The following is a 20,389-nucleotide window of genomic DNA, read 5'->3' on the forward strand; positions in this document are numbered from 1 at the left end:
GATGACCGATCGTGACGAGCAGGAACAGGACTGGATCGGCGGCATGCACGCCGTGACCATGGCCTTGACGCAGGGGCGACGCGTGCGCCGTGTGCGCGTGGCGCGGGGCACCGCCGATGGCCGGACCCGGGCGTTGCTCGACGCAGCGGCCGCGGCCGGGGTGACGGTCGAGCACTGCGACCGGGCGGCACTTGATCGCCTGTTGCCGGATGTCCGTCACCAGGGATGTGCCGCGGAGATCGAGGGCACCCGGATCATCCGGGAATCGGCGCTGCCGGCACTACTGTCCGCGGTGTCGCAACCCTGGGTGCTCGCGCTCGATCAGGTTCAGGATCCGCATAATCTCGGCGCCTGTCTGCGTAGCGCGGCCGCGGCCGGTGTAAGTGCCGTCATCGCCCCGCGCAAACGGGCCGCCGGGTTGACCCGCGCGGCCCGCAAGGTCGCCGCCGGAGGCGCGGAGCTCGTGCCGTTCGTGCCCGTGAGCAATCTCGTCCGGGCGATCGACCGACTCAAAAGTGATGGCTTCTGGGCCATCGGACTCGCGGGCGAAGCCGGGGAAAGCCTGTATAGCGCGGCGTTGCCCGAGCCCATTGTCTGGGTGGCCGGCGGCGAGGCCGGCGGATTGCGCAGTCTGACGGCCGAGCATTGTGATCGTCTGGTCTCGATTCCCATGGCGCCGGCCATGGAAAGCCTGAACGTGTCGGTGGCCACGAGCCTGGCCCTGTTCGAGACCGTGCGTCGCCGCAGCGCGATCGCATGACAGACGTTGCGTTGTCGGCGTCGAGCGCATAAAATCGCGCGCCTTGCGGCCGAGGGCCGCATGTCCTTGCTCCACGGCGTCCATCGCCGGGAGCTGTCAACCACAAGGAATTCACCATGCGACATTATGAAATCGTGTTTCTGGTCCACCCGGACCAGAGCGAGCAGGTGCCCGCCATGGTCGACAAGTATCGCGGCGTCGTCGAGAACGACGGCGGCACGGTACATCGCCATGAAGACTGGGGGCGTCGTCAGCTGGCCTACCCGATCACCAAGATCCACAAGGCGCACTACGTCCTGCTGAACGTCGAGTGCAGCCAGGAAGCCCGCGAGGAGCTGGAAGACCTGTTCCGCTTCAACGATGCGGTGCTCCGTCATCTCGTCATTTCGCGTCACAAGGCCGATGTCGATCCTTCGCCGCTGTCCAAGAACGCGGAGAAGGAAAAGGACACCAAGGCCCCGGCCGCCAGCTAAAGGAATACCGACATGGCTCGTTTTTTCCGTCGCCGTCGCTACTGCAAGTTCACCGCCGAAGGCGTTGAAGAGATCGATTACAAGGATATCGAGACGCTCAAGCAGTACGTCACTGAAACCGGCAAGATCGTTCCGTCCCGGATCACCGGAACGGCCGCGCGCTATCAGCGCCAGCTGTCGACCGCGGTCAAGCGGGCGCGCTTCCTGGCGCTGCTGCCGTACACCGACCGTCATTCGTCGTAGGAGATCCACGTGGACGTCGTACTGCTACAGAAAATCCGCAACCTGGGCGACCTCGGCGACACCGTGAAGGTGCGTGCCGGCTACGGTCGTAACTATCTGTTCCCGCGTGGCATGGCGCTGCCGGCCACCAAGGCCAATCTGTCGGTGTTCGAAGAACGTCGTGCCGAGCTGGAAGCCGCATCGCAGCAGCGTGAAGACCGCGCGAACCTGCGCGCCGGCCAGCTGCGCAACCAGAGCTTCGTCATCGCCATGCGTGCCTCGGACGAGGGCAAGCTCTACGGCTCCGTCGGGCCGCAGGAGATCGCGGCCACGGTCAACGATGACGGCATCGAGCTGGACCCGCGCGAGATCACGCTGGTCGAAGGCACGATCCGCCAGGTCGGCTACTACACGGCCGAGCTGACCCTGCACGCCGAAGTCGTCGTCGAGATCGAGATCGTCGTCGCGCAGCAGACCGACATGGGCGTCAACATGCCGGCTCGCGTCAACGAGAACACCGAAGACGACGCCACGGCCGATGAGGTCGAAGGCGAGCGCGTCGAGGATGCCGGCGAACCCGCCGATGCCTCGGCCACCGAAGCCGACGCGCCTATCGGCGAGCGGGAAACGCCCTAGGGCGATCGTATGCCGCCGACAGAAAACGCCGCCTTCGGGCGGCGTTTTTTTGCGCGTTCGTCATGCTTGTCGCGCCGGCGAGCGGCGCCGTCGTGGCCGGTCGGGTCGCCCCGTGATTCGGGCACAGGCCGAGCCGGGCCCCGGTGCAGACCGCTGACGGCAATCGCCCGATGATTCCGGGGATTTCCTGTCGTAAACTGCGCACACCTTCGCTCACCCGTCAGCTGAGTCTTCATGGCCGAAGCCAAGTTGCCCCCGCATTCGACCGAAGCCGAACAGTCGGTCATCGGTGGTCTGCTGCTCTCCGAAAAGGCCTGGGACGATATCGCCGGGGCCGTCAACGAAGAGGATTTCTATCGCGAGGACCATCGCCTGCTGTATCGCGGGCTCGCCGATCTGGCCGACCGGGGCCAGCCGCGGGATCTGGTCACGCTGACCGAGTGGTTGCGCAATACCGACCTGCTGGAGAAGGCAGGCGGAGCGACCTACATCGGCAATCTGGCGGCCGATATTCCCAGTGCCGCGAACATCAAGGCCTACGCCGATATCGTTCGCGAGCGCTCGATCATGCGCCAGTTGATCCGGGCGGGCGACCAGATCACGACGTCGTCTTTCGACCCGCAAGGGCAGAGCGCCGAGGATCTGCTGGGCTCGGCCGAAAGAGAGATCTTTGCGATCGCCGAGCGCGGCCGCAAGGGCGGCGAGGGGCCGATCGGGCTGAACGCGCTGCTGACCAAGGCGGTCAATCACATCGAGCAGCTGGTTGCGCGCGAAGGCGCTTTCTCCGGCGTACCGACCGGCCTGATCGAGTTCGACAAGCTGACCAACGGCCTGCAGCCGGCCGATCTGCTGATCCTGGCCGGCCGGCCGTCCATGGGCAAGACCTCGCTTGCGATGAATATCGTCGAGAATATCTCGATCAAGGAAAAGATTCCGGTCGCCGTGTTCTCGCTTGAAATGCCGGCCGAGCAGCTCGTCATCCGTATGATTTCGTCCTGGGGACGGGTCGATCAGTCGCGTCTGCGCAGCGGGCGCCTGACCGAGGACGACTGGCCGAAGATCACCTCGGCGATCGGCATCATGAACGAGAACGCCAAGCTGTTCATCGACGACACAGCCGGCATGTCGCCCTCGGAAATGCGCGCGCGGGCACGCCGACTCAAGCGCGAGCATGACATCGGCCTGGTGGTGGTCGATTATCTCCAGCTCATGCAGGTGCCGGGCACGACAGAGAACCGGACCAACGAGATTTCGGAAATCTCGCGTCAGCTCAAGGCCATGGCCAAGGAGCTCAACGTCCCGGTGATCGCGCTATCCCAGCTCAACCGCCAGGTCGAGCAGCGCGACAACAAGCGTCCGCGCATGTCGGATCTGCGTGAGTCCGGCGGTATCGAGCAGGACGCCGACGTGATCCTGTTCGTCTATCGCGACGAGGTCTATAACGAGGACAGCGAAGACAAGGGGGTAGCGGAGATCATCATCGGCAAGCAGCGTAACGGCCCGCTCGGCACCGCCCGCACGGCCTTCCTGTCGCATCTCACGCGGTTTGAGAATCTGCAGGATCACTACGACGAAGACTTCATCGACTGATGACACGCGCCGTTGCCACGATCGACCGAGCCGCGCTCGGGCACAACCTCGCGCGCGTGCGCGCCATGGCGCCGGGGCGTGAGATCTTCGCGGCCGTCAAGGCAGACGGCTACGGACACGGGGCCGCCGTAGTCGCTGCCACGCTCGCCGAGGCCGGCGTCGACGGGTTCGCCGTGTCGAGTCTCGACGAGGCACTCGCATTGCGCTGGGCCGGGATCGCGGCGCCGATCATGACGTTATCGCAGCCGCTGGACGGGCCGACGCTCGCCGCGATGGGCGAACATGCGATCTCGCCGGTGGTCTTCGATGCCGCCCACTGGGCGGCGCTCGCCGATTATCGCGGCCCGCGGCTTGCGGCCTGGTGCAAGCTGGACTCGGGCATGCACCGACTCGGCTTCCCGGCCAACGAGGCCGGGGCGCTGGCAACGCGGTTCGCCGACCTGGCCGCGGTCGATCTCGTCGGCTGGATGACCCATCTCGGCTGCGCGGACGATCCGACCTCGCCGCTGACCCTGCACCAGTTGGCCTGTTTCGACAACGCCACCGCTGGCCTGCCCGGCAAACGCTCGATCGCGAATTCGGCCGGGGTGATCGCCTGGCCGGACAGTCATGCCGATCGTCTCCGACCCGGCATCATGCTCTACGGCAGTTCACCGATGACCGACCGCGACGCCGAGGCGCTGGATCTGTCGCCGGTCATGCATCTCACCGCACCGCTCATCAGTCGCCGCGACCTGCCGGCCGGCGAGCCCATCGGCTACGGCGCGACCTGGAGCACGCCGGAGGCGATGCCGGTGGGCGTGGTTGGCATCGGCTACGGGGACGGCTACCCGCGGCATGCGCCCTCCGGCACGCCGATCCGGCTGGGCGATGCCATCGTGCCGCTGATCGGGCGGGTGTCGATGGACATGATCACGGTGGATCTGCGGACCGCGCCGGGCGCTGCCATCGGTGATCGGGCCACGCTCTGGGGGCGCGGTCTGTCCGCCGACACGGTGGCCCGGGCGGCGGGCACGATCGCCTACGAGCTGTTCTGCCAGCTCACCCCGCGCGTCCAGTTCGACATCATCTGACGCGGTACCAGCCTGTCGTCGCGCGCCGCGGCCTCATGCGCCGCCCCCGCTCGGCGGCCCGCGCCTTGCTTGTCCTTTTGGGTTGGTCCGCAAATCGCGCCCTGCGGCGTTGTCAGTCTGATCGTGGCACGCCACGGTCGGCGACTCGCGCCTTGCCGGACACACGGCGGTCTCTCGACGAAAAGGCGCTCGAACGAAACATCAACAGGCCCTAACGGCGTCGGGCGAGGGCGCGCTTGCAGAAATCGATCTGTTCGGCGATCGCGGTTCGGAAGCCGGCGCCGCGATAGATCTCGAAGTGGCCAATATCGAAATGTTGCTCGATGACATGATCATCGGCATGCATCAACAAGGCCGCTGAGGCATCGGCCGGCGCGACCGTATCGGCTTCGCAGAGCTGTACCAGCGCCGGGCAGTCGAGCCGGGTGAGGCGTTTGCCGGGGCGATAGAGCACGAGTGTGAGAAACAGCCGGGCAGTCATCTCGTTGCGCCAGTCCTCCGGCGTGATGGCCTGATAACCGTCATAGGCATCGGCGGTGTTCATGGCCGCGAGCTGACCGGGCCGGGCAACGAGCGGGACGCGATAAGGCTCGGCACCGGCCAGGTTCGCCAGATGATCACGAATCGCTGCCCAGCCGAGTCTGATGACGTGCCAGAGCCCGCTACGCCGCATGGCTTCCAGCACCGAGGCACGGCCGTCCAGCATCGGGCCCTGGGCGATCACCGCCGCGATGCGATCATCGGCAGCTGCCACGGCGATGACGTGGCCGCCGGAAAACGAGGTGCCCCAAACGCCGATACGGTCCGGATCGATACCCTCGACCTTGCGGGCCGCGGCCACGGCGGCCCGCCAGTCCGCGAGTTGGGCGCCGACCTTGAGCAGCTGTCGTGGCTGACCGTCGCTGGCGCCGAAGTAACGATAGTCGAACAACAGCACGGCGAAGCCGGCACCGGCGAATGCCTCGGCATAGGGTTCGAGTCCGGCATCGCGCGTGCCGCCGAGGCCGTGTGCCATCACGATGCACGGCACGCCGGCGGCATCCTCGCGTCCGTCGTGCTGTGCCGGATAGAACCAGGCGCGGCAGGTGGTGCCGTGGCTCTGGAATTCGAAGTCTTCGCGGTCGACCATGCCTACTCGTTCTGGGATGGAAAAGCCATGGCACACTGCTCGCTCATCGACGCGCGGTGTGCCGGCCGGTGACTGTCGTGCCCCTGCAATATTTCGCTCGCCGCGCCGTCGCCCGGTCGCAGCGCAGCGCCGAACTCGCCCCAAACCGTGCCCGGCGCGGGCTTGACTCCAACAGCGCCCGACACGAAAGGGCGCAGGGACAAAGCCCGTCGTCCGCGGTTGCCCGTCTGGATCGTGACGCATCTCGATCTGTAGGGCGCGGCTTGCAGGGCAAGGCTTGCGCAACGCCAACACGGTGTTGGGCCGCAACTCGCGCCTTGCAGGACACACTGCGGTCTCTCGACGAAAAGGCGCTCGAACGAAACATCAACAGGCCCTAGTATGCCCGTTTGTTACATCAATCCAAGACGGGATGGCAAAGAACAGGACGGTATTCGTCTGCGATAGCTGCGGTGCGACCCAGCCCAAGTGGTCCGGCCAGTGTCCCGATTGTGGCGCATGGAACACGCTGACCGAAACCGTGCCGGCCGCGCCGAGCAAGCCCGGGGCCGCGGCACCGCCCGTTTCCTTTGGCGAAACCACGCCACAGGTTCAGAAACTCAACGCCATCACGCCGCGTGAAACACCCAGGACACCGACCGGGCTGTCCGAGCTCGACCGCGTGCTGGGCGGCGGCCTGGTGCCCGGCTCGGTGATTCTCATCGGCGGCGATCCCGGTATCGGAAAGTCGACGCTGTTGTTGCAGGTCCTGGCCCAGCTGTCGGCCGATATACCTGCACTCTACGATACCGGCGAAGAATCGCTGGAGCAGGTCCAGTTGCGCGCGCAGCGACTCGGCGTGGCGAACGCGGATCTGGCCGTTCTGGCCGAGACCTGCGTCGAGCGCGTGCTGGCGCTGGCCAAGCCGCAGGCGCCGCGACTGCTGGTTGTCGACTCGATCCAGACGGTCTTCTCGCAGGCGTTGTCCTCGGCGCCGGGCAGCGTCTCGCAGGTGCGCGAATCGGCCTCGATGCTCGTGCGTTTCGCCAAGGCTACGGGGACCGCACTCATTCTGGTGGGGCACGTCACCAAGGAAGGCACGATTGCCGGACCGCGCGTACTGGAGCATATGGTCGACACGGTGCTTTATTTCGAGGCCGAGGCCTCTTCGCGTTTTCGCGTGATTCGCGCCGTAAAGAACCGCTTCGGGGCAGTCAACGAGCTGGGCGTGTTCGCCATGTCGGGCGCCGGCCTCAAGCAGGTGACCAACCCGAGCGCGATCTTCCTTTCGCGTCACGACGCCGCGGTGCCGGGCAGTGCGGTCATGGTCACCCGCGAGGGTTCGCGTCCCATGCTCGTCGAGGTCCAGGCTCTGGTCGACGGCTCGCAGCTGGCCAATCCGCGCCGGGTGGCGCTCGGCCCGGATTCTCAGCGTCTTGCCATGTTACTGGCTGTGTTGCATCGCCACGGCGGGATCGCGCTCGGCGACCAGGATGTGTTCGTCAACGTGGTCGGGGGCATGCGCGTTTCGGAAACGGCTGCCGATCTGGCTATCGTGCTGGCCGCCTTGTCGAGCTTTCGTGATCGGCCGCTGGGTGAGGCGTTGATCATCTTCGGCGAAATCGGTCTGGCCGGCGAGATACGGCCGGTGCCCGGCGGCGAGGAACGCCTGGCGGAGGCTGCCAAGCACGGTTTCAAGCGGGCGATCGTGCCCAAGGCCAATGCACCGCGCTCCGGACAGATCGGCGACCTGGCAGTCGTCGGCGTGGGCCGACTGGCCGATGCCATCGAGGCGGTGGGTTAGGGCTCGTCGCTTTTGCGTATGCGCGCCGCGTTGGCGCGATACCCGGTGTCCCGGCAAGGGGCCAGTCGCCGTATCGGCTCGGCCCGGTCTTGAGTTACGCGCCGGGCCGGCACCGAGGGTGGATCAGCACTCGGTGCCGGTCGGCCGTGCGCGCTCATGGCCGGTGGGCACAGGCAGGCGCTGGCGCGTGCGCCGATGTGTCAGCGCTCGTCGTGTGCCTGCGCTGTCTGTTCTGCCAGCGGCAGCGCCCGGCGCTTGCGACGCGGCGGGCGTACGCGCACGGTCGAGACCAGGCTCGCGCTGGTTTCGACGATCTCGAAGACATATTTGTCGATCTTGAGCCGTGTACCGGGCTCCGGAATGGTTTCGGTCTGTTCGGTGATCAGGCCGTTGATGGTCTTGGGCCCGTCGACTGGCAGACGCCAGCCGAGCGCCCGGTTGAGCGAGCGCAGTGCCACGGTGCCGTCGACGAGGTAACTGTTCTCGCCGTCCATGGTGACGTTCTTCACGCGCGTGAGCGGGTCGGTGGTGAATTCGCCCACGATCTCCTCGAGAATGTCTTCGAGCGTGGCCAGGCCCTGAATGTCGCCGTATTCATCGACAACGAAACCGATACGGCGCTTCTGATTCTGAAAATTGAGCAGCTGCTGGTTGAGCGGCGTGTTCTCGGGAATGAAGTAGGGCGTGCGGGCCATCGCCAGCAGGCTGTTCTGGTCCAGCTCGTTGTTCGAGATCAGGGCCAGCACCCGACGCATGTGCACGATGCCGCGGATCTCGTCGATCGAGCCGTCATAAAGTGGCAGTCGCGTGTGCTGATTGTGGACCAGCTGCTCGAGGATCTCGGGCCAGGGCTTGCTGATATCGATGCCCACGATCTCGTTGCGCGGGATCATGATGTCCTCGACCGTGGCGTTTTCCATGTCGAGGATCGACAGCAGCATCTGCTGGTGGCGCCGCGGGATCATCGCGCCGGCTTCGGTGACCACGGTGCGTAGTTCTTCCGACGACAGTGAATGGGACGCGGCGTCCTCGGGCGAGACACGCAGGATCCACAACAGGCCGCGGCCGGCCGAGTTGAACAGATAGACCACCGGCCAGAACACGCGCAGCATCGGCTTGTAAAGATACGCGGCGGGATAGGCGATGCGTTCCGGATAGAGCGCCGACAGCGTCTTCGGCGTGACCTCGGAAAAGATCAATACCAGGATCGTCAGCACGATGGTCGAGATCACCACGCCGAAATCGCCGTAGAGCCGGATGCCGATGACCGTGGCCAGCGACGAGGCGATGATGTTGACCAGGTTGTTGCCGAGCAGAATCAGCCCGATGAGCTTGTCCGGTGTTTCCAGCATGTCTGCCGCCCGGCGCGCGCCGCCGTGGCCGGTCTGGGCCAGATGCTTCATCCGATACCGGTTGAGCGTCATCAGCCCGGTTTCGGAGCCGGAGAAGAATGCCGACAGCGCCAGCATCGAGAACAGGATGCAGAACAGCACCCATAAGGGGATCGTGTCCAAGGACTTCGGGGCTCGTGATCAAATGAGTTGTGGTACGGGCGAATGGCCGTTGCACATCGCAATCACCACCAATGTTCGCCCAAGATCAGTTCCAGTACCAATTTGCTGCCGAAATAGGCCAGCACCAGCAGCACATAGCCCACCAGCACGCCGCGTACCGCGAGCCGGCCGCGCCAGCCGTAGCGCCAGCGGCCGAACAGCAGCACCGCGAACACCAGCCACGCCACAACCGACAGGACCGCTTTGTGGGCCAGGTGCTGGGCGAACAGATGATCGATGAACAGGGCGCCGGTGGCGATCGCCAGGCTCAACAGAAAGAAGCCGCCCCCGATGAGCCGGAACAGCAACGTCTCCATAGTCTGCAGCGGCGGCAGGGTCGTGAACACGCCGGACGGCGGGCGTCGCCGCAGCTGGCGATGCTGCATCGACAGCACGGCGGCCTGGACCGCACCGAGCGTGAGCAATCCATAAGCCAGGATCGACAGCAGGATATGGGCCTGGATCGGCCAGTCGAGCGCTTCGCGTGCGCCGTTGGGATCAGGCACGAGGAGACCGGCGATCGCACACAGGCCGGCAACCGGATACATGACCAGCCCGAGCGCGCCGACCGATTCGCGCAGCGAGAACAGCCAGAGCAGCAGCGCCGCCTGCCACGCGAACAGCGACAACGCCGTGCCCAGGCCGATGATCATCGCCCCGGCGTGCAGCGTCATGTGCACCAGCGCGACCAGCTGCATCAGCAGGCCGAGACCGGCCAGCAGCGTGACCGGCAGATAGGCCGCACCCCGGGCATGATGTTGCCATACCGCACGCGTGGCGCCGGCGTAGGCCAGCGCGGCGATGAGGACTTCGATGACCACGAACGTCATCGCGAACAATTGTCAGGCGCATTCATCCCGTCATTGTGCCGTATTTCGTGCCCGACAAACGATGACGCGCCATCATCGTTATAATGGCACTGTAAAAGACCGGTCCGTGGCGGCATCGATCGTCGATCGCATGGCTTCGTCGCGCCGTCCGGCGACGACGTTCCGTGCCGTACGGCGCGGACCACGTGATACGAGATTCAACGGATCCCTGCATGTTCGACTCTCTGAGTGATCGGCTCAATCGCAGCTTCAAGACGCTGTCCGGCCGCGGTCGTCTGACCGAGGACAACATCAAGGCCACGCTGCGCGAAGTGCGCATGGCACTGCTCGAGGCCGACGTGGCGCTGCCCGTGGTCAAGCAGTTCATCGAGGACATCCGGGCCAGAGCGGTCGGCTCGGAGGTGATGTCCAGCCTCACGCCCGGCCAGGCGCTGGTCAAGATCGTGCGCGATGAACTCACCAAGCTGCTCGGTGAGGCCAACGAATCGCTAGATCTGCGCACCAAGCCCCCGGGCGTGGTGCTCATGGCCGGGCTGCAGGGGGCTGGCAAGACCACCTCGGTCGGCAAGCTCGCGCGTTACCTCAAGCAGCGCGAGAAGAAGTCCGTGATGGTGGTTTCGGCCGACGTCTATCGGCCGGCCGCTATCGATCAGCTCGAGCGCGTGGCCGGGGAGGTCGATGCGGCCTTCCATCCGAGCGCGTCCACCGACAAGCCGGTCAAGATCGCCAAGTCGGCGCTCGAGGCGGCGCGTCGCGGCTTCTACGACGTGCTGATCGTCGATACGGCGGGCCGTCTCGGCATCGACGAAAAGATGATGGCCGAGGTGCGCGAGCTGCACGATGTGCTCGACCCGATCGAGACGCTGTTCGTGGTCGATTCCATGACCGGACAGGACGCCGCGACCACCGCCAAGGCCTTCGGCGATGCGCTGCCGCTGACCGGCGTGGTGCTGACCAAGGTCGACGGCGACGCGCGCGGCGGTGCGGCCCTGTCGGTGCGCCAGGTCACCGGACGCCCGATCAAGTTCCTCGGCACCGGCGAGAAGCTCGAGGGTCTGGAGCCGTTCCATCCGGACCGGGTGGCATCGCGCATTCTGGGCATGGGCGATGTGCTCTCGCTGGTCGAGGAGGCCGAGCAGAAGGTCGACCGCGACAAGGCCGACAAGCTCGCCAAGAAGCTCAAGAAGGGCAAGGGCTTCGATCTCGACGATCTGGCCGATCAGCTGCGCCAGATGCAGGAAATGGGCGGTATCGGTGCGCTCATGGAAAAAATGCCCGGCGGTGCCCAGATGCCCAAGGGCATGGCCGCCGCCGCAGACGAGACCCAGGTCACCAAGATGCTCGCCATCGTGGATTCCATGACGCGTCAGGAGCGCAGTTTCCCGGATGTGATCAAGGCCTCGCGCAAGCGACGTATCGCGGCGGGCTCCGGGACTCAGGTCCAGGACATCAATCGTCTGCTCAAGCAACACACGCAGATGCGCAAGATGATGAAGAAAATGAAGGGGGGCGGCATGAAGAAGATGATGCGCGCCATGCAGGGCATGGGCGGCGGTGGCGCCGGCGGCGGCATGCCGCCAGGTATGGGCGGCAACAATCTGCCGCCCGGCATGGGCCGCTGAGTCAATGCCGGCACCGGGTCGGATGACGCCGGTGGTCGAACGCGCAATACAAGTTTCCAATTCGCGGCAAGAAGCGTACAATGCGCGATCTTTGAATGCGGCCACTTGCATCCGATGCTGTCGCATTGACGATCTAGAAGCCATTAAGGCCCCAACAGTAGTCACTATCCGCTATGGTCAAAATCCGGCTCGCACGCTCCGGCGCCAAGAAGCGCCCGTTCTACCACATCGTGGTCACCGACAAGCGCAATGCGCGCGATGGTCGCTACATCGAGCGTCTCGGCTTCTTCAACCCGGTGGCCGTCGGCGGTGAAGTGCCGCTCCGGCTCGACGTCGAGCGCGTCGAATACTGGAAGTCTCACGGTGCCCAGCTTTCCGAACGCGTGACGAATCTCGTCAAGTCGTTCAACAAGCATGGCGAAGGTGAAGCCGCAGTGCGCGCGGCACCGCCGGTCTCCAAGGCCAAGGAAGCCGCGAACCAGCAGGTCCCGGCAGGTGCAACGGGCGATGTCTCCGACGCCGGCCCGGAAACCGCCGAGCAGAAGACCGACGAGTCCGGCCTGGGCGAGCAGCCGCAGGGCTGAACCGGCGTCCCGCGCCGCGTTTCGACCTGATATGGCGAGTACGACGCCCGAGCGTCCCGTCGTACTCGGCCAAGTGCATGGCCTGTTCGGTATCCGCGGATGGATCAAGGTCTATTCCTTCACGCGGCCCCGCGAGGCCATTCTCGACCATGAACGCTGGTGGATCGGCCGTGCCGACGAGGCACGGCCATTTCGTGTTCTGGAAGGACGCTATCAGGGCAAGACCCTGGTTGCCCGGCTTGCCGATGACGACGGCGAGCCGCTAGCTGATCGCGACGCCGCCGTTGCCCTGTTGGAGCAGGACATCGCCGTCGAGCGGGCAACGTTGCCCGATCCCGCACCGGGCGAGTACTACTGGGTCGATCTCATCGGCCTGAATGTGCAGACCACGCAGGACATCCCGCTTGGCCGGGTGACGGCCATGATGGAGACAGGCGCGAACGATGTGCTGGTGGTCACCGGTGATCGAGAACGGCTCATTCCCCTCGTTGCAGACGAATTCGTGATCGATGTCGATTTCGAGGCGAACCGCATGACCGTCGACTGGGACCCGGAATTCTAGGGCCTGTTGATGTGTCGTTCGCGCCGTATTGGTGAGCGCGAACCGGGCCAGCCAAGACGCGTGTCGCCGTATTTTGGCGCGCCCTGATCCAGACGCACAACGCGCCATTCGAGATGTCTGCCTCAAGCCGGCGGCTCAGGGCGTGTCTGTCGGCAAGCCAGCGCGGGCCAGGGCGCGTACCGAGTCTTCGCAGGCTAAGCTGTCCGGCACGAAGTCGTGCCGAATCGGGATACGCGCTCAGACGACGTCACCGTTGCCCGCAGGCATAGTCATGTCGAAGCAGCCGACAGGACATGCCCTGGTCCACGGGTTGTGCCATCAGCGGCGGCCTGCAACGTGCGATGAACGCACTCACGTCGCATCGACACGCCCCGGGTTTTGTGGGGGTGTCGTGCGAATCGGCGCGGGGCGTCCCGCGGTGTCGCCGACCTGTGTCGGTACCTGCCTGGCGCCGCGACCAGCGCGGTGCCGAGGGCGATTGACGAATGCCAACGCGGCTGCTCGGCGGCAACATCAACAGGTCTCAGGAGATCCATTTCGTGCGTATTGATGCCGTCACATTGTTTCCCGAATGGGTCGACCAGCTCGAGCAGTTCGGTGTCGTGGGACGCGGCCTGAGAGAGCAGCGTCTGACGCTGGCCACCTGGAATCCGCGCGATCACGCCGTGCGTGCCGATCGTCGCATCGATGATCGACCTTACGGAGGCGGGCCGGGGATGGTCATGCAGGCGACGCCGTTATCGACGACGTTGGCCGCTATCCGGCGCGATCGGGGTGACGACGGCGCGCCGGTCGTATTGATGTCGCCGGCCGGCGAGCGTTTCGACCACGCATGGGCGAGTCGTCTGGCGGCCAGCCCCGGTTTCGTCGTCGTCTGCGGGCGCTATGAAGGCATCGATCAACGCTTTGTCGACAGCGAGGTCGATATTGAACTGTCGATCGGCGACTACGTGCTGTCCGGCGGTGAGCTGCCCGCCATGACGGTCATCGACGCGGTGGCCCGTCTGCAGACCGGGGTACTCGGCGATGCCCGATCGGCGGCCGAGGACTCGTTCGCCGTCAGCGGGCTGGACCATCCGCACTATACGCGTCCGCCGGTCATCGACGGGCCACAAGGGCAGGTGCCGGACGTGCTGCTGTCCGGTGATCATGCCGCGATCGCCCGCTGGCGCGAAAAACGCGCGCTCGGTCTGACGTGGCTGCGTCGGCCGGGCCTGCTGGCCGAGCTGGCGCTTTCCGAGCGCCAGGTTGGGCTGTTGCAGGAATTCATCGCCGAGCAGGACGCCGATTGACGCGCCCGTCCGGCGCTCGCCGTGTCCGCGCTAAGCGTTGCGGAGTGTGTCTGCGCGAGGTGGCTGGCGGCCGGTTTCGAGCGCTGCCAGACCGGGCCGCCCGGTCCGGGGTGAGAGCGTGTGGCATCGATGTCCAAAAATCGGCGAAAAAACTGTTTTTCAGGGTCACAAAGGTCAGGCGTTCCGGTATAATCCGCCGACTTTAGAAGCCCACCCACGGCTCGAACACGACTTGCGAGGCAGGCCATGAGCAACATCATCGACGAATTGGAAGCCGAACAGAAAAGCGGCAAGAACATCCCGGACTTCTCGGCTGGTGATACCGTCGTGGTGCAGGTGCGTGTGGTCGAGGGCGAACGGGAACGCCTGCAGGCGTTCGAAGGCGTCGTCATCGCCAAGCGCAACCGCGGCCTCAATTCGGCCTTCACCGTACGCAAGGTCTCCCACGGCGAAGGCGTGGAGCGTGTCTTCCAGACGTTCTCCCCCGGTATCGCCGAGATCAAGGTGCTTCGTCGGGGCGACGTCCGTCGCGCCAAGCTGTACTTCCTGCGCGAGCGCAGCGGCAAGTCGGCTCGTATTCGCGAAAAGCTCTAGGGCGCTTCTAGGGCGCTTCGTCACGAGATAGACGGCCGCTGGCCCTTCGGGTCGCCCCCGGCCTACTTCGTGACGACACGACCTGAGCACGCGGATACGCGATGCGATAGAAAAAGCGCCCGTCGGGCGCTTTTTTTGGATATCGTCTGCGATGGCGCGAAGACGATCGCGTGAACGATTCCGTAACCGCTCGGGTAGGTGTTGCAGACCGCGCCCGGCAGCGGTCAAGCGGCGGTCAGTCGTTGCCGGTATCCGCGAGAATACGCGTGACGCCGATCAAGCGGGCGCGCCAGTAGTCTCCGGCCAGGGACACTCGTCGTACGCCGCCACCGGCGTTTGTCGCGCCGGGCAGGGTGACCACGGCAACGCTCTCGCTGGCCAGTACGCCGACGGTGAGTCGGCCCTTGCCGTCCGGCGTGTCCAGGCGGAAGAACACGAGATCGCCGGGCTCGGCGGCGTCGAGTGAAATCGGTACGCCCGCACTGAGCTGATCGGCCAGGGTGCGCGGCAGGCTGCGCCCGTTCTGTCGATAGGCGTAATAGGCCAGCCCGGCATCGTCGTACTGATCCGGGCCGGCCATGTTGGGCGCGTAGGCGTCGCCGATCTGTGCCAGTGCCGTGGAGGCCACGGTCTGGCGCTCGGGCGAGGTCTGCTCGAGACTCTTTTCAACGCTTTCAGTCTGCGGGGCGCCGGCACAGCCTGCCAGGAGCAGGGCAGTCGCCAGACCGCCGATCAACGGCTTGAACATGCAAACACACGAACGTGTCATCTGAATGTCGTCATGATGCCGCAAGCGAGACGGGCTGCCCAGCAGCTTGGCCGGACAGCCCGTTGCCATTCAGACCTGGCGATGGGCGACCTGGCTTTCGACATGCGCTTCGCGCGGCGTTTCGTCGACCGTCTGCGCATCCAGGAAACGTTCCGCATCCAGTGCCGCCATGCAGCCGCTGCCGGCTGACGTGATCGCCTGGCGATAGACATGGTCCATGACGTCCCCGGCCGCGAATACGCCGGGCACGCTGGCCGCGGTCGCGTTGCCCTGGGTGCCGGAGGCGACCTGGATATAACCGCTCGCCATGTCGAGCTGGCCGGCGAAGATGTCGGTATTGGGCTTGTGGCCGATGGCGATGAAGATGCCGTCGACGTCCAGCTCCTGCGTCGCGCCGGTGTGGGCATGCTTGATGCGCCCGCCGGTCACGCCCATCTCGTCGCCCAGCACTTCATCGAGTTCGTGGTCCCAGATGATGCTGACGTTGCCGTTGCGTGCCTTGTCGAAGAGCTTGTCGGCCAGGATCTTCTCGCCGCGGAACTTGTCGCGTCGATGCACGACGGTCACGTGGGCTGCCAGATTCGACAGATACAATGCTTCTTCCAGCGCCGTGTTGCCGCCGCCGATGACCGCGACGTTCTTGTTGCGATAGAAGAACCCGTCACAGGTGGCGCAGGCCGAGATGCCGCGCCCCATGAACGCGGTCTCGGATGCCAGCCCCAGATAGCGGGCGGTCGCACCGGTGGCGATGATCAGCGCATCGCAGGTGTAGGTGCCCGAATCGCCCTCGAGCCGAAACGGCCGGCCGGAAAGATCTGTGGTATGAACCTGGTCGTTGATCATCCGGGTGTCGAAACGCTCGGCATGTGCCTTCATGCGTTCCATCAGCGCCGGCCCCTGGAGACCGTCCACGTCGCCGGGCCAGTTGTCGACATCCGTTGTGGTCATCAGCTGTCCGCCCTGTTCGATACCGGTGATCATGACCGGATCGAGATTGGCGCGTGCGGCGTATACGGCCGCGGTGTACCCGGCCGGGCCGGATCCCAGAATGATCAGACGATGGTGCTGTGGCTGTGCTTGGCTCATGACGGGACACACTGTCGGATTCGTCGAACGAAAAGTGAGGCGGTCGGGAACCGAATTCAAGCGATCGGCCCTGCGATGCCCGATGAGCCGGATACTCGCGCTACACTGCGCGCGGGTATTGGCTCATCGAAGTAGCGCCGTGTCGCCGGGCGACTCGGCCCAAGGGGAAATCGCGTGGCTGGACAACCGTCGTTCTTCCGGCGTGTCATCGGGGGACTGTGGCGCACGGTGGCGTTGCTGTATTCGCTGCTGTTCCTGGCGATACTGATCGCCATTCCGGTAGGGCTCTATTTCGTGTTCAACGCACCGCCGACACCGGTGCCGCAGCAGGCCGTGCTCGTGGTCGATCCGAGTGACACGCTGGTCGAGCAGCCGGATGTCGTGGGCTCGCTGATCGGCGGACTGTTCTCCGACGACGAGGAACCGTCGGTGACCCGCGATATCGTCACGGCCCTGGATCGGGCGGCCGATGACGATCGCATCAAGCAGGTGCTGCTCAAGCTGGATGACTTCAACGGCGCCACGCCGGGCCAATTGCAGGACGTGGTCGCGGCCATTCGGCGCTTCAAGAAAGCCTCGGACAAGCCGGTCGTGGCCTGGTCCGATGGCTACAATCAGGCCCAGTACGAGCTGGCCAGCCAGGCCGATCGCATCGTGGTCGATCCGCTGGGGTTCGTGCTGCTGCAGGGCTACGGGGTCTACAACAACTACTACAAGGACGCGCTCGACAAGCTCGGCGTCAACGTCAACGTGTTCCGCGTCGGCAAGTACAAGTCGTATGTCGAGCCCTACACCCGAAACGATATGTCGCCGGCGGCCCGGGCCGATGCGCTTTCCTGGATGCACTCGCTCTGGGGCACCTACAAGACGATAGTGACCGCCGATCGCGGGATCGACCCGGATGCGATCGATGCCTATATCGATAGTTATGCCGACCGGCTGACGGCCGATGACGGCAACGCGGCCCGACTGGCACAGGCGGCCGGTCTGGTCGATTCGGTCGCCTCGCTCGATGCCGTGAGCACGCGCCTGGCCAAGGCCGTCGGCCAGGATGAGCGCACGCATGGTTTCAAGCGCGTCGACACCGCGGATTATCTCGCCGATACGGACACGGCCACCGGTGACGGCGATCGCATCGCCGTGGTCACCGTCGAGGGTGACATCATCGACGGCGAGAGCACCCCGGGCTCGGCCGGCGGCGACACGATCGCCCGGCTGATCGACTCCGCTCGTCGCGACGAGCACGTCGCGGGGATGGTCCTGCGGGTGAATTCGCCCGGTGGATCGGTGACCGCGGCCGAGCGCATCCGGCGTCAGGTCGTGGCGATGCGCGCAGCCGGCAAGCCGGTCGTGGTCTCCATGGCCGGGCTGGCGGCCTCGGGCGGCTATTGGATCTCGATGAACGCGGACCAGATCTGGGCAGAGCCGTCGACCATCACCGGTTCGATCGGGATCTTCGCCATCGTGCCGACATTCAACGAGCCGTTGAACAAGCTCGGCATCCATACCGACGGGGTGGGTACCACCGCACTCTCCGGGGCCATGCGTCTGGATCGTCCGTTGTCGGACCAGGCCCGGCAGATCCTGCAGGCCGGCATCGAGCACGGCTATCACCAGTTCACGAGCCGTGTGGCCAAAGCGCGCGACATGCCCATCGACAAGGTCGATCGGATCGCCCAGGGCCGGGTCTGGGCCGGCGCGGATGCCGCCCGGATCGGGCTCGTCGATCATCTGGGCGATGTGACCCAGGCCGAGGCGGCCGCCGCGAAACTGGCCGGGCTCGACCCGAAAGACTATCGCCTGCAGCCGATGACGCCGCCGTCGAGCTGGCGCGGCGCGCTGTCACAGACTCTGGGCGTGCACATCGCCGAGGCGATGCTGCCGTCCTGGCTGGCCCGTGCCAGCCAGGACGATGCGCTGTCGTTCCTCAAACGACTGAACGACCCGAACGGGCTGTACGCACGTTGTTTCTGTCGCCTCGATTCGGCCGGGAGCGCGGCGCAGACGACGCGGATTTCATCGATGTATCGAGGTTTGTGACATGGGATTGCTCATCAACGGCGTCTGGCACGACCGGGGCTACGACACGAAAGAGGGCGAATTCGTTCGTGAGTCGCCCGGCTTTCGTAACTGGGTCGCCGAAGGCGCGGACCAGCCGTTCCAGCCGGCTGCCGGGCGATATCATCTGTATGTCTCTCTGGCCTGCCCCTGGGCGCACCGTACGCTTATCCTGCGTCGCTTGAAGGGCCTCGAGGATGTCATCGGGCTGTCGATCGTCGACCCATACATGGGCGAGAACGGCTGGTGGTTCTCAAAAGCGCGCGGCACGATACCGGATACGCTCTATGGCCTGAATTATCTCTACGAGCTGTACCAGAAGGCCGCACCGGGCTACACCGGCCGGGTGACCACGCCGACGCTCTGGGACACCGCGCACGAGACGATCGTCTCGAACGAGTCGGCCGACATCGTGCGGATGTTCAACAGCGCCTTCGATGCGTTCGCCGGCCATCCCGAGCGGGATTACTATCCGGCCGCGCTGGCCGAGTCGATCGATGACGTCAACGCTCGGGTCTACGACGACGTGAACAACGGCGTCTACAAGGCCGGCTTCGCCACGACCCAGTCGGCCTACGAGAAAGCGTTCATGCAGCTATTCGAAACGCTCGACTGGCTCGATGACAGACTGGCCGGACAGCGCTACGTGACCGGTGCACGTCTGACCGAAGCCGACTGGCGGCTGTTCGTGACCCTGGTGCGCTTCGACGCCGTCTACCACGGTCATTTCAAGTGCAACCGACGCCGGATCGTCGATTATCCGCATCTGTCGGGGTATCTGCGCGAGCTCTATCAGGTGCCCGGCGTGGCCGAGACCGTCGATATCGCGCATATCAAGCAGCATTACTATCGCAGCCATCAAAGCGTGAACCCGACCGGTGTCGTGCCGCTGGGACCGGTGTTGGATTTCGAAGCCGAGCCGGGCCGCTCGCATCTGCGGTGTGCGGATGATTGAGCCGCCCGACGGCGATCTCATGCGCGGCGTCGCCGAGCCTGATCGAGCATGCGCTGGAGGGCGAGCGGGCGGTTGGTGAACAACCAGGGAATGTCGCGGCCGATCTCGCGCATGAGCAGGCCGCGGCGACGAATGAAGCCGCTGCCGATGAAAGCCGATTCGGCCGTCAGCCGGGCGATATCGCGACGGCCGATGAACACGAACGGCCCGGCGATGCCACCGCAGTCGTGTGTGAGCGTCCAGTCGCGCATCCGGGCCCAGTTCGTCTTGGCCACCGGGATGCGTGCGGCCTCCGGCTCGTCGCCGCAGGCCGCGAACAACGCCGGCTCGAGTGACAGGAAATAGAAATCCCGCGCCGGTGTCAGATCGCTCAAGGCCGTATGCAGGCGCGTCTCGCCGCGTGCGCTGCCGCGTTCCTTGAGCTCGATCATCAGGGTCGCCCGTCGGGCATAGCGGGCGAGCATCTCATCAAGATGCGGGACCGCCGGCACGCGGGCTCGCAGGGTCGCCCAGTCCATGTCGGCGATGGCGCGGTCGAGCCCGAAGACACGCTTGAGGGTGGCGTCATGGCTGATCACGGGCTCCGCATCGCGCGTGTAGCGCACATCGAACTCGAGCGCGCCGACGCCGGCGGCGATCACCGGGTCAAAGGCAGCGAAGGTGTTTTCCTTGACCGCAACGCCGTCTCGCTCGCCGCGATGGGCGACGATCACGGCACGTTCGAGCTGGGCGCGCGTCGGCGCCCGGCGCGGCCAGGCGGCCAGCACGGTCTCGCAGGCCGATGTCAGCAGATCCTCGAGCCAGGGTTTCACGGCGCT

The 20,389-nt window shown here is 65.4% G+C and carries 19 protein-coding genes and 1 pseudogene; 14 read left to right on the top strand and 6 right to left on the bottom strand.

What is annotated here, in order from left to right; translation table 11 throughout:
* The first annotated feature begins 1 nt into the window (after position 1).
* The 6 genes from rlmB (at position 2) to alr (ending at position 4,754) form a co-directional block, all read left to right on the top strand.
* A complete protein-coding gene (rlmB, locus tag D3260_RS07070; RefSeq protein ID WP_120097868.1) occupies positions 2-760 on the top strand; it encodes a 23S rRNA (guanosine(2251)-2'-O)-methyltransferase RlmB in 759 nt (252 codons plus the stop codon).
* Between the two features lie 116 nt (positions 761-876).
* A complete protein-coding gene (gene rpsF / locus D3260_RS07075; RefSeq protein ID WP_120097869.1) occupies positions 877-1,233 on the top strand; it encodes a 30S ribosomal protein S6 in 357 nt (118 codons plus the stop codon).
* A 12-nt stretch (positions 1,234-1,245) separates the two neighbouring features.
* A complete protein-coding gene (gene rpsR, locus D3260_RS07080; protein WP_120097870.1) occupies positions 1,246-1,476 on the top strand; it encodes a 30S ribosomal protein S18 in 231 nt (76 codons plus the stop codon).
* A gap of 9 nt (positions 1,477-1,485) precedes the next feature.
* On the top strand, positions 1,486-2,091 hold the full coding sequence (gene rplI, locus D3260_RS07085; RefSeq protein ID WP_120097871.1) for a 50S ribosomal protein L9: 606 nt from the start codon (positions 1,486-1,488) through the stop codon (positions 2,089-2,091).
* Positions 2,092-2,325: 234 nt separating this feature from the next.
* Positions 2,326-3,681 (top strand): replicative DNA helicase, encoded by a 1,356-nt coding sequence (dnaB, locus tag D3260_RS07090; RefSeq protein WP_120097872.1) that lies wholly within the window; start codon positions 2,326-2,328, stop codon positions 3,679-3,681.
* Positions 3,681-4,754, top strand: a complete 1,074-nt coding sequence (gene alr, locus D3260_RS07095; RefSeq protein WP_120097873.1) for an alanine racemase — start codon at positions 3,681-3,683, stop codon at positions 4,752-4,754. The genes dnaB and alr overlap by 1 nt, the downstream gene beginning before the upstream one ends.
* Before the next feature lie 211 nt (positions 4,755-4,965).
* On the opposite strand, the gene D3260_RS07100 is transcribed toward alr, so the two are convergent.
* The gene (locus D3260_RS07100) at positions 4,966-5,883 is read right to left on the bottom strand and encodes an alpha/beta hydrolase (protein ID WP_120097874.1); all 918 of its coding nucleotides are present in this window, start codon (positions 5,881-5,883) and stop codon (positions 4,966-4,968) included.
* Between the two features lie 412 nt (positions 5,884-6,295).
* Here D3260_RS07100 and radA point away from each other — a divergent pair, with 412 nt between their 5' ends.
* Positions 6,296-7,666: a DNA repair protein RadA gene (radA, locus tag D3260_RS07105; protein ID WP_120097875.1), complete on the top strand. Its 1,371-nt coding sequence runs from the start codon at positions 6,296-6,298 to the stop codon at positions 7,664-7,666.
* Between the two features lie 200 nt (positions 7,667-7,866).
* Here radA and D3260_RS07110 read toward each other — a convergent pair whose 3' ends face one another.
* Together D3260_RS07110 and D3260_RS07115 are read right to left on the bottom strand one after the other, a co-directional pair.
* The gene (locus D3260_RS07110; protein WP_147418124.1) at positions 7,867-9,180 is read right to left on the bottom strand and encodes an HlyC/CorC family transporter; all 1,314 of its coding nucleotides are present in this window, start codon (positions 9,178-9,180) and stop codon (positions 7,867-7,869) included.
* 62 nt (positions 9,181-9,242) lie between these two features.
* The gene (locus D3260_RS07115; protein WP_120097876.1) at positions 9,243-10,049 is read right to left on the bottom strand and encodes an inner membrane protein YpjD; all 807 of its coding nucleotides are present in this window, start codon (positions 10,047-10,049) and stop codon (positions 9,243-9,245) included.
* A 212-nt stretch (positions 10,050-10,261) separates the two neighbouring features.
* Between D3260_RS07115 and ffh the strand changes: the two genes are divergently transcribed.
* From ffh to rplS, 5 genes and pseudogenes are all read left to right on the top strand, one after another.
* On the top strand, positions 10,262-11,671 hold the full coding sequence (gene ffh, locus D3260_RS07120; RefSeq protein ID WP_120097877.1) for a signal recognition particle protein: 1,410 nt from the start codon (positions 10,262-10,264) through the stop codon (positions 11,669-11,671).
* Positions 11,672-11,844: 173 nt separating this feature from the next.
* Positions 11,845-12,081: pseudogene (gene rpsP / locus D3260_RS17805) on the top strand (30S ribosomal protein S16); the annotation flags it as partial.
* Between the two features lie 205 nt (positions 12,082-12,286).
* Entirely contained in the window at positions 12,287-12,817 is a 531-nt protein-coding gene (rimM, locus tag D3260_RS07130) for a ribosome maturation factor RimM (protein WP_120097879.1), read from the top strand.
* 539 nt (positions 12,818-13,356) lie between these two features.
* Positions 13,357-14,109, top strand: coding sequence for a tRNA (guanosine(37)-N1)-methyltransferase TrmD (gene trmD, locus D3260_RS07135; RefSeq protein WP_120097914.1), 753 nt, complete (start codon positions 13,357-13,359; stop codon positions 14,107-14,109).
* Positions 14,110-14,355: 246 nt separating this feature from the next.
* Positions 14,356-14,703, top strand: a complete 348-nt coding sequence (rplS, locus tag D3260_RS07140; protein ID WP_120097880.1) for a 50S ribosomal protein L19 — start codon at positions 14,356-14,358, stop codon at positions 14,701-14,703.
* A gap of 235 nt (positions 14,704-14,938) precedes the next feature.
* Here rplS and D3260_RS07145 read toward each other — a convergent pair whose 3' ends face one another.
* On the bottom strand, positions 14,939-15,472 hold the full coding sequence (locus tag D3260_RS07145; protein ID WP_158583425.1) for a C40 family peptidase: 534 nt from the start codon (positions 15,470-15,472) through the stop codon (positions 14,939-14,941).
* 69 nt (positions 15,473-15,541) lie between these two features.
* Positions 15,542-16,558 carry a thioredoxin-disulfide reductase gene (gene trxB, locus D3260_RS07150; protein ID WP_120097882.1) on the bottom strand — a complete coding sequence of 339 codons (1,017 nt, stop codon included), beginning with the start codon at positions 16,556-16,558 and terminating at the stop codon, positions 15,542-15,544.
* A gap of 174 nt (positions 16,559-16,732) precedes the next feature.
* On the opposite strand from trxB, the gene sppA reads away from it, so the two are divergent.
* A complete protein-coding gene (gene sppA, locus D3260_RS07155; RefSeq protein ID WP_120097883.1) occupies positions 16,733-18,598 on the top strand; it encodes a signal peptide peptidase SppA in 1,866 nt (621 codons plus the stop codon).
* A 1-nt stretch (position 18,599) separates the two neighbouring features.
* Positions 18,600-19,571 (top strand): glutathione S-transferase family protein, encoded by a 972-nt coding sequence (locus D3260_RS07160; protein ID WP_120097884.1) that lies wholly within the window; start codon positions 18,600-18,602, stop codon positions 19,569-19,571.
* A gap of 17 nt (positions 19,572-19,588) precedes the next feature.
* On the opposite strand, the gene D3260_RS07165 is transcribed toward D3260_RS07160, so the two are convergent.
* Complete coding sequence (locus tag D3260_RS07165) at positions 19,589-20,383, bottom strand: glycerophosphodiester phosphodiesterase family protein (RefSeq protein WP_158583426.1); 795 nt, start codon at positions 20,381-20,383, stop codon at positions 19,589-19,591.
* Positions 20,384-20,389 lie beyond the last annotated feature (6 nt).

Source organism: Salinisphaera sp. Q1T1-3, from assembly GCF_003602005.1.
Classification (GTDB): Bacteria; Pseudomonadota; Gammaproteobacteria; order Nevskiales; family Salinisphaeraceae; genus Salinisphaera.

Bases quoted from the DNA above. Each gene is read 5' to 3' on its own strand.
- rlmB (WP_120097868.1), top strand. From the start codon at position 2: ATGACCGATCGTGACGAGCAGGAACAGGACTGGATCGGCGGCATGCAC.
- rpsF (WP_120097869.1), top strand. From the start codon at position 877: ATGCGACATTATGAAATCGTGTTTCTGGTCCACCCGGACCAGAGCGAG.
- rpsR (WP_120097870.1), top strand. From the start codon at position 1,246: ATGGCTCGTTTTTTCCGTCGCCGTCGCTACTGCAAGTTCACCGCCGAA.
- dnaB (WP_120097872.1), top strand. From the start codon at position 2,326: ATGGCCGAAGCCAAGTTGCCCCCGCATTCGACCGAAGCCGAACAGTCG.
- alr (WP_120097873.1), top strand. From the start codon at position 3,681: ATGACACGCGCCGTTGCCACGATCGACCGAGCCGCGCTCGGGCACAAC.
- D3260_RS07100 (WP_120097874.1), bottom strand. From the start codon at position 5,883: ATGGTCGACCGCGAAGACTTCGAATTCCAGAGCCACGGCACCACCTGC.
- radA (WP_120097875.1), top strand. From the start codon at position 6,296: ATGGCAAAGAACAGGACGGTATTCGTCTGCGATAGCTGCGGTGCGACC.
- D3260_RS07115 (WP_120097876.1), bottom strand. From the start codon at position 10,049: ATGACGTTCGTGGTCATCGAAGTCCTCATCGCCGCGCTGGCCTACGCC.
- ffh (WP_120097877.1), top strand. From the start codon at position 10,262: ATGTTCGACTCTCTGAGTGATCGGCTCAATCGCAGCTTCAAGACGCTG.
- rimM (WP_120097879.1), top strand. From the start codon at position 12,287: ATGGCGAGTACGACGCCCGAGCGTCCCGTCGTACTCGGCCAAGTGCAT.
- rplS (WP_120097880.1), top strand. From the start codon at position 14,356: ATGAGCAACATCATCGACGAATTGGAAGCCGAACAGAAAAGCGGCAAG.
- D3260_RS07145 (WP_158583425.1), bottom strand. From the start codon at position 15,472: ATGACACGTTCGTGTGTTTGCATGTTCAAGCCGTTGATCGGCGGTCTG.
- trxB (WP_120097882.1), bottom strand. From the start codon at position 16,558: ATGAGCCAAGCACAGCCACAGCACCATCGTCTGATCATTCTGGGATCC.
- D3260_RS07160 (WP_120097884.1), top strand. From the start codon at position 18,600: ATGGGATTGCTCATCAACGGCGTCTGGCACGACCGGGGCTACGACACG.